This window comes from Geodermatophilus sp. SYSU D00867 (assembly GCF_054050315.1).
On sequence record NZ_JBJGZC010000017.1, the window covers coordinates 1 to 12,386 of the forward strand.

Below are 12,386 nucleotides of genomic sequence, written 5' to 3' on the forward strand. Positions count from 1 at the left end.
CCTCCTGGCCCTCCTCACCTCCTGGCCCTCCTCACCTCCTGGCCCTCCTCACCTCCTGGCCCTCCTCACCTCCTGGCCCTCCTCACCTCCTGGCCCTCCTCACCTCCTGGCCCTCCTCACCTCCTGGTGGTCCCTGCCCCCGGTCGTCCCCGCTCCGACCGCTCGTGCTCTGCACACACCGGTGGGCAGAGCACGAGCGTGCGCAGGACCCCTCCCCCTCCCCGGCCCCCGGGCGCCGCGCCCTGACCGGTACAGAGCTCCACCGCGGGCGGGGCACCCGCGGGAGTCCCGGAACGCGACGGCGCCCGCCTCCCCGGGTGGGGAGACGGGCGCCGGAGCGGAGCGGGGTGCGGGTCAGTACCCGCCGTGCTGCGACTCGAAGGCGAACTGGCGACCGCCCATGCGGACCGCCGTGCCCGGGGTCAGCCGGATCGGCTGGTGCGGCACCAGCGAGGACCAGCCCGGGGCGCCGCGCGGGGCGACGAGCGTGCCGTTGGCCGAGCCGACGTCGACCAGCAGCACGTCCCAGCCCTCGAGCCGGATCTCGGCGTGGTGCCGGCTGACGCCGCCGGTCTGGTCGAGGACCAGCAGCGGCCGCACCCGGCCGGAGACGACGCGCTCGTCGGTCTCCGGCTCGCGGCCGAGCAGGTAGTCCATGTCCAGGCTCACCGTGGCGCCGTCGTCGAAGACGAGCAGCCCCAGCGGCGGGCGCACGCCCTCGACGACGACCGCCGTCTGCTGCGTCGTGCGGATGCCGCACAGCGCGCAGAACCCGGCCCGCGGGTCGTTGAGGTGGCCGTTCTTGCACAGGATGCCCTTGACCGTGGGCCGCTCGTCCTCCGGCTCCGCGGCGGCGGGCGCCGGCTCCTGGCCCGGGGTCGGCAGCGGCTGCCGCGCCGGCTCCGCCTCGGCGGCGGCACCGAACAGCAGGGACGACCGCTCCGGCGCCGGCAGCTCCACCGGCGCGGGCGGCGGCGCGACCGGAGCCGGGTCGACGGCGGGTGCCGGGGCCGCGAGGGGTGCCGGGGCCGCGTGCGCGTGCCCGGCGGAGTCGTGACCGGCGTGGTCGTGACCGGCGGAGGCGTGGCCGGCGTGGTCGTGGCCGGCCGGGGCCCCGGCGGGCGCGGCGGGCACCGGACGGGCCGGCGGCTTGGCCGTCGACAGCGGCACCCGGGCGTGCGGTGCCGGCAGCCGGACCTGCATGGTGCCCGACGGCGCCGGGGCGGCGGCCGAGGGCGCGGGGGCCGGTGAGAGCACCGCGGCCGCGCCGGGGACCGCGCCGGCCTCGAGGTCGGCGAGCGGGTGCGGCGCGGTGTCGGCGGGCGAGCCGGCCGACAGGTGCAGCGGGGCCGGCGGCCAGGTGACGAAGCGGTCGAGCACGAGGGTGCCGTTGTCCAGCTTCTCCCCCTGGGCCGGCGTGAGCCGCAGCCCCAGGTCGGGCACCTCGGCGCTGCCGCCGCCGACGAGCACGAGCGTCAGCCCGTCCTCGGTGGCGGCGGCGACCGCGAACGACGGCGGCTCGGTCACGGTGCCGAGCCAGGTCCGCAGCTCCTCGTGCAGCCGGCGGCCCGGGGCGCGGGAGCCGGCCGCCGACAGCCGGCGGCACAGCGCGACCAGCTCGCCGACGTGCGCGTCGCCGGCCGGGGCGGCCACGGGCGCGGGCGGGACCGGGGCCGAGCCCCAGCCGACCAGCGCCGGCCGGGCCGCCGGGGCGGCGGGGCCGGACGGCTGCGTGGTGACCCCGACGACCAGGAGCACCCCGGGCATCCGGACGACGAGGTCGGGACCGGGGGCGACCCGGACGGCGACCTGGTCGAACGGCGGCACGGTGGCCGGTGCGCCGGTCGTCCCGGTGAGCGGAGGCGTGGGGGCCGACATCAGACGAGCCTCCCGCCGTTGATCCGCCAGTGGATGAACGGCACGCGCATCGGGCCGTTGGCGACCAGCCACACGATCAGCCAGGTGCTGACGAAGTGGACGGCGAACGCCGGGCCGGGCAGCGAGTCGATCCACGGGATCGCACCGCCGGCGAAGAGGAACCACACGAGCAGGCCCTCGGGGATGCCGGTGAGCAGGCCGAACAGCGTCGGCCAGTCCTTCTCCCACCGGAACTGCTGGATGCCGTGGTAGACGAGCTCCCACAGCACGCCGAGCACCAGCACGACGAGCAGCACGGAGAAGGTGGCGCCGTAGGAGGCGCCGAGCGAGGCCCCGGTCGGGAGCACCGGGGTGATGATCAGGGTCCAGATCGAACCGACCACGGCCAGCAGGAAGATCCTGGTCTGGATGCGGCCGTTCAGGGTGGGCAGCACGGCGTCGTCTCTCTCGGTCGTCGCGGACGTCGGTCGGCGGGGTGAGGGCGGGTCGGTCAGATCTGCTCGTTCCGGACCCACTTCCACCACTGGCTGGTCGACCGGCCCGGCCCGAGCTTCTGCGCGAAGCCCTGCGCGATCAGGTCGTCGGCGATCTCCTGCGCGGCGATCTGCAGGCCGAAGAACGTGTCGACGCCGGGGAACGGGCCGCCGAGGGTGGCGCTGCCGGAGGCGTAGACCTTGCCGCCGTTCCGCGTGCCGGTGACCTCGAAGTTCCGCTGGACGTCGAGCCGGCCCACCGGGTTGCGGGTGGCGTTGGAGTGGTCGAGCAGGTCGGCCAGGACGCGGTGCTCGCGGATGTCGGCCTCGAGGCCGGTGCAGTCGATGACGGCGTCGAAGGTGCCGGTGTGCGGGCCCTGGTCCGGGGTGCTGACGGTGACCTCGACGAGGTCGCCGGCCGGCTTCATCTCCTCGATCCGGCCGATCATCACCCGGTACCAGCCCTCGGCGCGGCCGCGCTCGAGCTGCTCCTTCCAGTCCCGGCGGACGGGGGTGTTGGTGCCGCCCATCTCCTCGTACAGCCGCTTCCGGTCGGCGCCCTCGCTCTTGCGCACCTGCTGCTTGAGCTGGCCGCCCCACACCGACTTCGGGTAGTTGAAGCCCTGGTAGGCCCAGCCGTCGGCGCCCTTGCGGCGCTTGAGGATGCCGGTGCCGTGCGGCCTGTCCACGTAGGTGCGGAACAGGTGGACGATCTGGGTCTGCAGGCCGAGCCGGTCGCGGTCGTCGATCAGCCGCTGCAGGACGCGCGAGGCCACGATGCCGCCGCCGCGGACGAGGACGGTGCCCGGGCGCTGGTGCAGCCGCTCGTAGACCTGCTCGTGCCGCTCGTAGGCGTTGACGACCCTGCCGTAGTCGTTGTGCTCGTTGCGGTAGCGCTGCAGGTCGGGCAGGAACTTCAGGCCCGGGTAGCCGACGGCCACGTGCACCCAGGTGCTGCGGTAGGCGATCCGCTTGGTCGGCGTCGCGCCCTCGGGCGGGGTCAGGATGGTGAAGTACCCCCCGCCCACGCGGCGCCGGACCATGCGGACCTGGCCGTGGACGACCATCTCCGGGTACCGGATCCGGTACATCTCCTTCTCCATCGACTCGAACGCGTGCCCCGCCTTGGGCGTGTAGTAGTTCGCGAAGATCGGCTCGACCAGCACGTTCCAGGCCTGCTTGAGGTTGCCCTGCAGGGCCTCGCGGATGGCGTAGCTCGGGAAGCCCCAGATGTTGTCGGGGCAGGACGACGAGTCCGACCGCAGCCGCTCGCCGCGCGGGATCTGGGAGACCGTCGTCAGGTACTCGTAGCTCTCCCACGGCGTCTTCAGCGGGGTGAGCACGCGCATGGCGCTCGTCGGGACACCGCAGATCCGCAGGTAGTCGACCGTGACGAACGAGCCGATGCCGCCACCGAAGGTGACGAACGGGACGTCGACGACGGGGATGCCGGCGTCGGCCAGCATCTGGTCGGTCCAGAAGTCACTGGCGATCAGCTGGTCGTTCAGGTCACCGGGCTGCGGTGGTGCTGCCGGGGTCCGGGCGTGCTGGGACGCGATCGTGCTCTCGCTCACGGTGGGGGCTTCCGTCCTCTGTCGGGGGAGCCGCCACTGTCAGGGGGCGCGCACGCACTGTCAACGGATTCCGGCGCGGCAGCCGGAACCGCGTCCCGGCCTGCACGGACGTCCGGGGAGCGGTCCGGACGGTCCCCGTCGCGGACCCGCGGACGGGGGCCTACGCCTTGCCGAAGCGGCGCTGGCGACGGGCGTACTCCTCGCACGCCGCCCACAGGTGCCGGCGGTCGAAGTCCGGCCAGAGGGTGTCGAGGAAGACGAACTCGGCGTAGGCCGACTGCCACAGCAGGAAGTTGCTCGTCCGGTTCTCCCCGGAGCTGCGCACGAACAGGTCGACGTCGGGCATGTCCGGCTCGTCGAGGAAGCGGGCGACGGTGTCCTCGTCGACCTCGCCCGGGTCCAGCCGGCCGGCGGCGACCTCGCGGGCGATGGCCGCGGCGGCGTCGGCGATCTCGGCGCGGCCGCCGTAGTTGACGCACATGGTCAGCGTGAGGACGTCGTTGTCCCGGGTGAGGTCCTCGGCGACCTCGAGCTCCCGGATGACGCTGCGCCACAGCCGCGGCCGGCGGCCGGCCCAGCGCACCCGGACCCCGAGGTCGTGCATCTCGTCGCGTCGGCGGCGGATGACGTCGCGGTTGAAGCCCATGAGGAAGCGGACCTCCTCGGGGCTGCGCCGCCAGTTCTCCGTGGAGAAGGCGTAGGCGCTGATCGCCTTCACGCCGAGCTCGATGGCGCCCTCGACGCAGTCGAACAGCGAGGACTCCCCCGCCTCGTGCCCGGCCGTCCGGGGCAGGCCGCGCTCCTTCGCCCAGCGGCCGTTGCCGTCCATGACGATCGCGACGTGCCGGGGCACCTTGTCGGCGGGCAGCTCGGGCGGGCGGACGCCCGAGGGGTGCGGGTCCGGCGCCTTCACCTGCCGCGGCGCCGGGACCTCACGCCTCACTCAGCAGGCTCACTTCCCGGCGCGGGGCCGACGGGTCCGAGCGGTCGACCAGCGGCAGGGAGCGCAACCCACGCTCGAGGTGCCACTGCAGCAGCGCGGCGACCAGCCCGCTGCCCTCGCGGCACTGCGCGGCCTCGCTGGCCTCGGCGGTGGCCCAGTCGCCGGACAGCAGCGCCTCCAGGTGCCCGATGGTGACGGGGTTGGGCCTGCCCGCTCCGGCGGGGCGGCAGTCGAGGCACACCGAGCCGCCCGCGGGGACGGAGAAGTGCCGGTGCGGCCCCTCGAGGCCGCAGCGGGCGCAGTCGCCGAGCGCCGGCTCCCAGCCGGCCACCGACATCGCGCGCAGCAGGAAGGCGTCGAGCACCAGCCCGGCCGGGTGGGTCTGCTCGGCCAGCGCCCGCAGCGCGCCGACGACGAGCAGGAACAGCCGCAGCGAGGGCTCCTTCTCCTCCGCGGTCAGCCGGTCGGCGGTCTCGAGCACCGCGGTGCCGGCGGTGTAGGCGCGGTAGTCCGCGGCGATGACCGAGCCGTAGGAGCGGATGGACTCCGCCTGGCTGACGATGTCGAGGTTCCGGCCGGTGTAGAACTGCACGTCCACGTGGCTGAACGGCTCGAGCCGGGCGCCGAACTTGCTCTTGGTGCGGCGCACGCCCTTGGCCACCGCGCGCACCTTGCCGTGCCGGCGGGTGAGGACCGTGACGATGCGGTCGGCCTCCCCCAGCTTCTGGGTGCGCAGGACGATCCCCTCGTCGCGGTACAGCGACTTCGGCGTGGTGCTCATCAGTACCCGAGCCGGTTGAGCTTCTTGGGGTCGTCCTGCCACTCGCCGAGCACGGTGACGTGCAGGTCGAGGTGGACGCGCGCGCCGAGCAGCTGCTCGAGCCCGGCGCGGGCCTCGGTGCCGATCGCCTTGATGACCGACCCGCCCCTGCCCAGCAGCATCGGCTTCTGGCTGGGGCGCTCACAGTGCAGCAGCGCGTGCACCTCGACCAGCTCCGCGCCCTCCCGCTTGGGGTCGGGCCGACGGTTGAGCTCCTCGACGGTGACGGCGAGCGAGTGCGGCACCTCCTGGAACACCTTCTCCAGCGCCGCCTCGCGGATGAGCTCGGCGATCTGGCGGTCGGTGTCCTCGTCGGTGGTCTGCTCCTCGGGGTACAGCGGCGGACCCTCCGGCAGCAGGCCGACCAGCAGGTCCTCCAGCAGCTCGACCTGGTCGCCCGCGACCGCGCTCACCGGCACGACCTCGGCGGCCTCGACGAGCTGGCTGGCGGCCACCAGCTGCTCGGCGACCTGCTTCCTCGACGCGGCGTCGGTCTTGGTCACGACGACGACCACCGGCGCCGTGACCTCCTTCAGCTGGCGGGCGATGAAGCGGTCACCGGTGCCCACCGGCTGGTCGGCCGGGATGCAGAACACCACGACATCGACCTCGGACAGCGTGTCCCGGACGACGTCGTTGAGCCGGCGGCCCAGCAGGCTCCTGGGCTTGTGCAGGCCGGGGGTGTCGACGAGGACGAGCTGCCCGCCGGGCCGGTGCACGACGCCGCGGATCGCGTGCCGGGTGGTCTGCGGCCGGTTGCTGACGATGCCGACCTTCTCGCCGACCATGGCGTTGGTCAGCGTGGTCTTGCCCGCGTTGGGCCGGCCGACCAGGCAGGCGAAGCCGCTGCGGTACGGCTGGTCCGGCGTGCTCACCGGCCCAGTCTCCCACTGCGTGACGACATCGTCGGCCCACCGGCCGACACCGCGGCCACGTGCCGTCCGCCACAGGCGTGGAGCCCCACGGCCGCTCCTCGCGGAGGCCTCCGGCCCCCACTCGTCGCGGTCACGCCGTGGTGCGGAGCATCCCGTCGGGCCCGGCGAGGTGCACCGGCGCCGACGGCGTCAGGTCGTGCACGGCGGCCAGGCCCTCCTGCTCGACGGCGTCGGCGTCGGACACGATCGCCGCCGCCTCCAGGCCCTCGACGCCGCTGGAGACCGCCGCGGCGACGGCCGCCTGCAGCGCGGACAGCCGCAGCGAGGGCAGCGCGACGCTGGCGGCCACGTAGGTGCGCCCGTCGGTGTCGCGGACCGCGGCGCCCTCCGGGGCGCCGGTGCGGCCGCGCGCGGAGCGGGCGAGGGTGACGAGCTTGGCGTCCTCGGGCTGCAGGTCGGGCACGAGGGCTCAGCTTTCCACGCCGGCCGGGACCTCGGCCCGGGTGGCCCCGGACTGGTGCCCGGGATCGGCGTCGGGCACCCGCGTGACGACGATCGTGTCGATGCGGTTGCGCCGCCCGCCGGTGCTCTCGGCGACCAGCCGCAGCCCCGCGACCTCCGCCGACGACCCCTCGATCGGCACCAGCCCGAGCTCGCGGGCGAGCAGGCCGCCGACGGTCTCGACGTCGTCGTCGCGGGGCAGCTCGACGTCGAACAGCTCGGCGAGGTCCTCGACCGGCAGCCGGGCGGTGATCCGCACCGACCCGTCGTCGAGGTGCTCGACCGGCGGCCGCTGGACGGCGTCGTGCTCGTCGGCGATCTCGCCGACGATCTCCTCGAGGATGTCCTCGATGGTGACCAGCCCGGCGAAGCCGCCGTACTCGTCGACGACGATCGCGATGTGGGTGCGGCGGGCCTGCATGTCGCGCAGCAGCTCGTCGACCGGCTTGGACTCCGGCACGAACGCCGGCGGGCGCATGAGCTCCTCCACCTTCGGGCCACGCCCGTCGCCGAGGTTCTGCGACCGGCGCACGAGGTCCTTGAGGTAGACGACGCCGACGACGTCGTCGACGTTCTCCCCGATCACCGGGATGCGGCTGAAGCCGCTGCGCAGCGCCAGGGCCAGCGCCTGCCGGACGGTCTTGGTGCGCTCGATCCACACGACGTCGGTGCGCGGCACCATGACCTCGCGGGCGATGGTGTCGCCGAGCTCGAACACCGAGTGGATCATGTTCCGCTCGCCGGACTCCACGACGCCGCGCTCCTCGGCGAGGTCGACGAGCTCGCGCAGCTCGACCTCGGTGGAGAACGGGCCGTCCCGGTAGCCGCGGCCGGGGGTGATCGCGTTGCCGATCAGGATCAGCAGCGTCGTGACCGGGCCGAGCACCCGGCCCAGCAGCCGCACCACCCCGGCGGTGGTCAGGGCGAGGGGGTAGGCGTGCTGACGGCCCAGCGTCCGCGGCCCGACGCCGACCAGCACGTAGCTGACGACGGTCATCACGCCGGCGGCGGCGAGCACCGCCTGCCAGCCCATGCCCAGCACGCGGACCAGGACGACGGCGACCAGCACCGCGGCGACCATCTCGCAGACGATCCGCAGCAGCAGGAGCAGCGCCACCAGGCGGGCGCGCTCGTCGAGGACCCGCTCGAGGGTGGCCGCCCGCCGGACGCCGTCGCGGCGCAGCTCCTCGACCCGCGCCGCGGACACCCGCTGCAGGGCGGCGTCCATGGCGCCGAAGAGTCCGGCCAGCGGCACCAGGCAGATCGCGACCACCAGCAGCGTGACCGTACCGGCGCTCATCGCGTCACCGCGTCCCGGGACCCCGTTCGGCCGGCTCGCCGGTGACCGGCTGCCGCGGCGCCGCGCGCCAGCCCTCCAGCAGGCGGGTCTGCAGGCCGAACATCTCCCGCTCCTCCTCGGGCTCCATGTGGTCGTAGCCGAGCAGGTGCAGCACGCCGTGGGTGGCCAGCAGCAGCAGCTCGTCGTCCATGGAGTGGCCGGCGGCGCGGGCCTGCCGGACGGCGACCGAGGGGCACAGCACGACGTCGCCGAGCAGCGCGGGGCCGGGGTCGGGGTCGTCGGGGCGGGCGGTGTCGAGCTCGTCCATGGGGAAGGCCAGGACGTCGGTCGGGCCCTTCTCCCCCATCCAGCGCTCGTGCAGCACGGACATGTAGTCCGGGTCGACGCACAGCACCGACAGCTCGGCCATCGGGTTGACGCCCATCTCGGCGAGGACGTACCGGCAGATGCCGGTCAGCTCGGCCTCGTCGACGGCGATCTCGGACTCGTTGGCGACCTCGACGGGCACGGCGGTCAGCTCCCCTGCCGGCGGGTCGGCCGCGCGGGCCGGGCCGGGCCGGCGGGACGGCCGGCGCCCTGCTGGTGGGCGGCGTCCCACCGCTCGTAGGCGTCCACGATGTCGCCGACCAGCCGGTGACGGACGACGTCGGAGCTGGTCAGGTTGGCGAAGTGCACGTCGTCGATGCCGTCGAGGATCTCGCGCACGACCTTGAGGCCGCTCTGCGCGCCGCCGGGCAGGTCGACCTGCGTGACGTCACCGGTGACGACGATCTTCGAGCCGAAGCCGAGCCGGGTGAGGAACATCTTCATCTGCTCGGCGGTCGTGTTCTGCGCCTCGTCGAGGATCACGAACGCGTCGTTGAGCGTGCGGCCGCGCATGTAGGCCAGCGGCGCGACCTCGATGGTGCCGGACTGCATGAGCCGCGGGATCGACTCGGGGTCGACCATGTCGTGCAGCGCGTCGTAGAGCGGGCGCAGGTACGGGTCGATCTTCTCGCTGAGCGTGCCGGGCAGGTAGCCCAGCCGCTCGCCGGCCTCGACCGCGGGGCGGGTGAGGATGATCCGGTTGACCTGCTTGGTCTGCAGCGCCTGCACGGCCTTGGCCATCGCCAGGTAGGTCTTGCCGGTACCGGCGGGACCGATGCCGAAGACGACCGTGTGCGCGTCGATCGCGTCGACGTAGCGCTTCTGGTTCAGCGTCTTGGGCCGGATCGTGCGGCCGCGGCGGCTGATGATGTCGAGGCTGAGGACGTCGGCCGGCCGCTCGGAGCCGCCGCTGCGCAGCATGCCGATGACCCGGCGCACCGAGTCCGGGCGCAGCGCCTGGCCGGTGCCGAGCAGCGCGATGAGCTCGTCGAACACGCGGACGGCGAAGGCGTTGTCGGCCGGCTGCCCGGTCACGGCGATCTCGTTGCCGCGGACGTGCACGTCGGCGTCGAGCTCGGACTCGACCAGCCGGAGCAGCTCGTCACCGGAGCCGAGCAGGGCGACCATCGAGACGGAGTCGGGGACCGTGATGGTGGCGCGGACCGCGGCGGGGGTGGCGCTCGCGAGGGTGCTGGCGCTGTCCGCGGCGACGGCCTGCGCGGAGGCCTCGCGGGACGTGGGGGCGCCCGGCACGGGGACGTTCGGGGAGGTGTCGGGCAAGAACCCTCGACCCTGCCTTCCTGGCACGGGGACTGAACGGCTCGACTCTACCCGCGCCCCGCCACCGGAACCGCGCTCGCAGGCGGGTCACCGCCCCGAGTAGGTCGCCTTCCCCGGCCCGTCGGCCAGGAAGGAGGCGACGGCGCCGCGCAGGTCGTCGGTGGCGAACAGCGGCCCGGAGACCTGCGGGGTGATCTCGTCGGCGGCCCGCGCGCCGTGCCGCACCGCCGTCGTCACGAGGCGCTTGGTGGCCGCGTGCGCGAGCGTGGGGCCGGCGGCGACCCGGCGCGCGTAGTCGCGGGCGGCCTCGGCGAAGCCGTCGTCGGGCAGCACCCGGTTGACGACGTCCCACCGCTCCAGCACCGCGGCCGGGTAGCGCTCGCCGGTGAAGATGAGTTCCTTCGCCCGCGCCGGGCCGGCCCGCTCGGCCAGCCGCTGCGGCCCGCCCATCGACGGGGTGAGCCCGACGCGGATCTCGAGCAGCCCGAACGAGGCCTTCTCCGCGGCCAGCAGCACGTCGCAGGCCAGCGCCAGCTCGAAGGCGGCGGTGAGGGTGAGCCCGTGCGCGGCGAACACGGTGGGGACGGGCAGGTCCTCGAGGGTCTGGGCGATGCGCAGCAGCCGCGCCCACAGCGCCGCGCCGCGCTGCGCGGGCTCGGGCCCCTCGGCGATCTCCTGGAAGGCGTGCACGTCGACGCCCCCGGAGACGACCTTCCCGCGGGCCTCGAGCAGCACCGCGCGGGCGCGGTCGGGCCGGCCGGGCGCGGTGAGGGCGACCAGCTCGGCGGCGACCCGCTCGAAGGCGGCGAACACCGACTCGTCGAAGAGGTTGAGCGGCGGTGCGTCCAGCACGACGACGGCGACGTCGCCGTCCCGCTCGATTCGGACGGGGGCGGCGCTGCCGGCGTCGGTCATGCCGGCCACCCTGCCAGGCGGCCCGCCCGGCTCAGCCCGGGGGCCAGTGCAGGTCGCGGCCGCCGAGGACGTGCAGGTGCAGGTGGTGGACGGTCTGCCCGGCCTGCGGGCCGGTGTTGGCCACCAGCCGGTAGCCGGGCTCGGTGCCGTCCTCGCTGGCCAGCCCCTCCTGGATCGCCACCGCGTGCGCCGCGGCCACCACGTCGGCGAGCAGCTGCGGGTCGGCGCCGACGAGCAGCCCCACCGTCGCGTGGTGCTGCTTGGGGATGACCAGCACGTGCGTGGGCGCCTGCGGGTTGACGTCCCGGAAGGCCAGCGTGCGGTCGGTCTCGTGCACGACGTCGGCCGGGATCTCCCCGGCGACGATCCGGCAGAACAGGCAGTCGGTCACGCGCCGACACTAGGACGCGCGCCGCCCGGGCACGCGCGACACGATGGGCCGGTCCCCCTCCCCCGCCCGTCCCCGGAGGTGCCCCGTGCCCGTCCCCCCGCGGCCCAGCAGGACGTAGTGACCAGCTGCAGCGCTCTCCGGTCGGGGAGCCCCGGAGTCCACCCGTCCCGCCGCGCGTTCCTCGCCGGCACCGCTCTCGCCCTCGCCACCGCCGCGTGCGGCCGCTCCTCCCCCGTCGGCGCCGCCCCCTCCTCCGGCGCGACGGCCACCATGCGCATCGGCGCGATCCCCGACCAGGACCCCGAGGTCCTGCAGCGCCTCCACGGCACCCTCGCCGACTCGATGTCCGCCGCGCTCGGCCTCGACGTCACCTACGTGCCGGTCACCGACTACGCCGCCGCGGTCTCCCTCTTCCGCACCGGCGACCTCGACCTCGTCTGGTTCGGCGGGCTCACCGGGGTGCAGGCGCGGCTGCAGGCGCCGGGTGCGCGGCCGGTCGCCCAGCGCGACATCGACACGGCGTTCCACTCGCTCTTCGTGGTCCACACGGCCACCGGTCTCGCGCCGTCGGACGACCTGCGCCCGCTGGCCGGGCTGCGGTTCACCTACGGCAGCGAGACCTCGACGTCGGGCCGGCTGATGCCCGCGTACTTCCTGCAGCAGGCCGGCGTCGACCCGCAGGGCTTCCCGGGCGGGCCGGGGTTCTCCGGCTCGCACGACGCGACCATCCAGCTCGTCGCCTCGGGCACCTACCAGGCGGGGGTGCTCAACGAGCAGGTGTGGACCTCCCGCTCCGAGGCGGGCGCGGTGGACCCGGCGGTCGTGCGGTACGCCCGGACCCCGGCCTACCACGACTACCACTGGCTGCTCGGCCCGCGGGTGCCCGAGCGCTTCGGCGACGACGTCGCCGGGCGGCTCACCGGCTACTTCACCGGGCTGTCGGCCGGGGACCCGGACGACGCCGCGGTGCTCGAGCTGTTCGGCGCCGGCTCCTTCGTCCCGGCGCGGGCCTCTGACCACGACCGGATCGAGGAGATCGGCCGCGGCCTGGGGCTGGTCACCTGAGCGC

At 74.6% G+C, this 12,386-nt stretch carries 13 protein-coding genes; 1 reads left to right on the forward strand and 12 read right to left on the reverse strand.

Features of this window, described 5'->3' with window-relative positions; genetic code table 11:
- Positions 1–354: 354 nt before the first annotated feature.
- The 12 genes from ACI8AK_RS16440 to ACI8AK_RS16495 form a co-directional block, all read right to left on the reverse strand.
- Positions 355–1,878, reverse strand: a complete 1,524-nt coding sequence (locus tag ACI8AK_RS16440; protein WP_456957121.1) for an FHA domain-containing protein — start codon at positions 1,876–1,878, stop codon at positions 355–357.
- Positions 1,878–2,312 (reverse strand): hypothetical protein, encoded by a 435-nt coding sequence (locus tag ACI8AK_RS16445; RefSeq protein WP_387985261.1) that lies wholly within the window; start codon positions 2,310–2,312, stop codon positions 1,878–1,880. Before ACI8AK_RS16445 ends, ACI8AK_RS16440 begins: the two co-directional genes overlap by 1 nt.
- A 56-nt stretch (positions 2,313–2,368) precedes the next feature.
- Positions 2,369–3,925 carry a hypothetical protein gene (locus tag ACI8AK_RS16450; protein ID WP_456957122.1) on the reverse strand — a complete coding sequence of 519 codons (1,557 nt, stop codon included), beginning with the start codon at positions 3,923–3,925 and terminating at the stop codon, positions 2,369–2,371.
- Positions 3,926–4,085: 160 nt separating this feature from the next.
- On the reverse strand, positions 4,086–4,868 hold the full coding sequence (locus tag ACI8AK_RS16455; protein WP_456957124.1) for an isoprenyl transferase: 783 nt from the start codon (positions 4,866–4,868) through the stop codon (positions 4,086–4,088).
- Positions 4,858–5,649, reverse strand: a complete 792-nt coding sequence (gene recO, locus ACI8AK_RS16460; RefSeq protein WP_387985269.1) for a DNA repair protein RecO — start codon at positions 5,647–5,649, stop codon at positions 4,858–4,860. The genes ACI8AK_RS16455 and recO overlap by 11 nt, the downstream gene beginning before the upstream one ends.
- Entirely contained in the window at positions 5,649–6,563 is a 915-nt protein-coding gene (gene era / locus ACI8AK_RS16465) for a GTPase Era (RefSeq protein WP_387985271.1), read from the reverse strand. The genes recO and era overlap by 1 nt, the downstream gene beginning before the upstream one ends.
- Before the next feature lie 130 nt (positions 6,564–6,693).
- A complete protein-coding gene (locus tag ACI8AK_RS16470) occupies positions 6,694–7,026 on the reverse strand; it encodes a cytidine deaminase (RefSeq protein WP_456948456.1) in 333 nt (110 codons plus the stop codon).
- Positions 7,027–7,032: 6 nt separating this feature from the next.
- Positions 7,033–8,364, reverse strand: a complete 1,332-nt coding sequence (locus ACI8AK_RS16475) for a hemolysin family protein (protein WP_456957126.1) — start codon at positions 8,362–8,364, stop codon at positions 7,033–7,035.
- Positions 8,365–8,368: 4 nt separating this feature from the next.
- Positions 8,369–8,872 carry an rRNA maturation RNase YbeY gene (gene ybeY, locus ACI8AK_RS16480; RefSeq protein ID WP_456948458.1) on the reverse strand — a complete coding sequence of 168 codons (504 nt, stop codon included), beginning with the start codon at positions 8,870–8,872 and terminating at the stop codon, positions 8,369–8,371.
- A 5-nt stretch (positions 8,873–8,877) separates the two neighbouring features.
- Entirely contained in the window at positions 8,878–10,011 is a 1,134-nt protein-coding gene (locus ACI8AK_RS16485; RefSeq protein WP_387985280.1) for a PhoH family protein, read from the reverse strand.
- Between the two features lie 87 nt (positions 10,012–10,098).
- Positions 10,099–10,926: an enoyl-CoA hydratase/isomerase family protein gene (locus tag ACI8AK_RS16490; RefSeq protein ID WP_456957128.1), complete on the reverse strand. Its 828-nt coding sequence runs from the start codon at positions 10,924–10,926 to the stop codon at positions 10,099–10,101.
- Positions 10,927–10,957: 31 nt separating this feature from the next.
- Positions 10,958–11,317, reverse strand: coding sequence for a histidine triad nucleotide-binding protein (locus ACI8AK_RS16495; protein ID WP_456957129.1), 360 nt, complete (start codon positions 11,315–11,317; stop codon positions 10,958–10,960).
- A 117-nt stretch (positions 11,318–11,434) separates the two neighbouring features.
- On the opposite strand from ACI8AK_RS16495, the gene ACI8AK_RS16500 reads away from it, so the two are divergent.
- The gene (locus ACI8AK_RS16500; RefSeq protein ID WP_456957131.1) at positions 11,435–12,382 is read left to right on the forward strand and encodes a putative selenate ABC transporter substrate-binding protein; all 948 of its coding nucleotides are present in this window, start codon (positions 11,435–11,437) and stop codon (positions 12,380–12,382) included.
- Positions 12,383–12,386 lie beyond the last annotated feature (4 nt).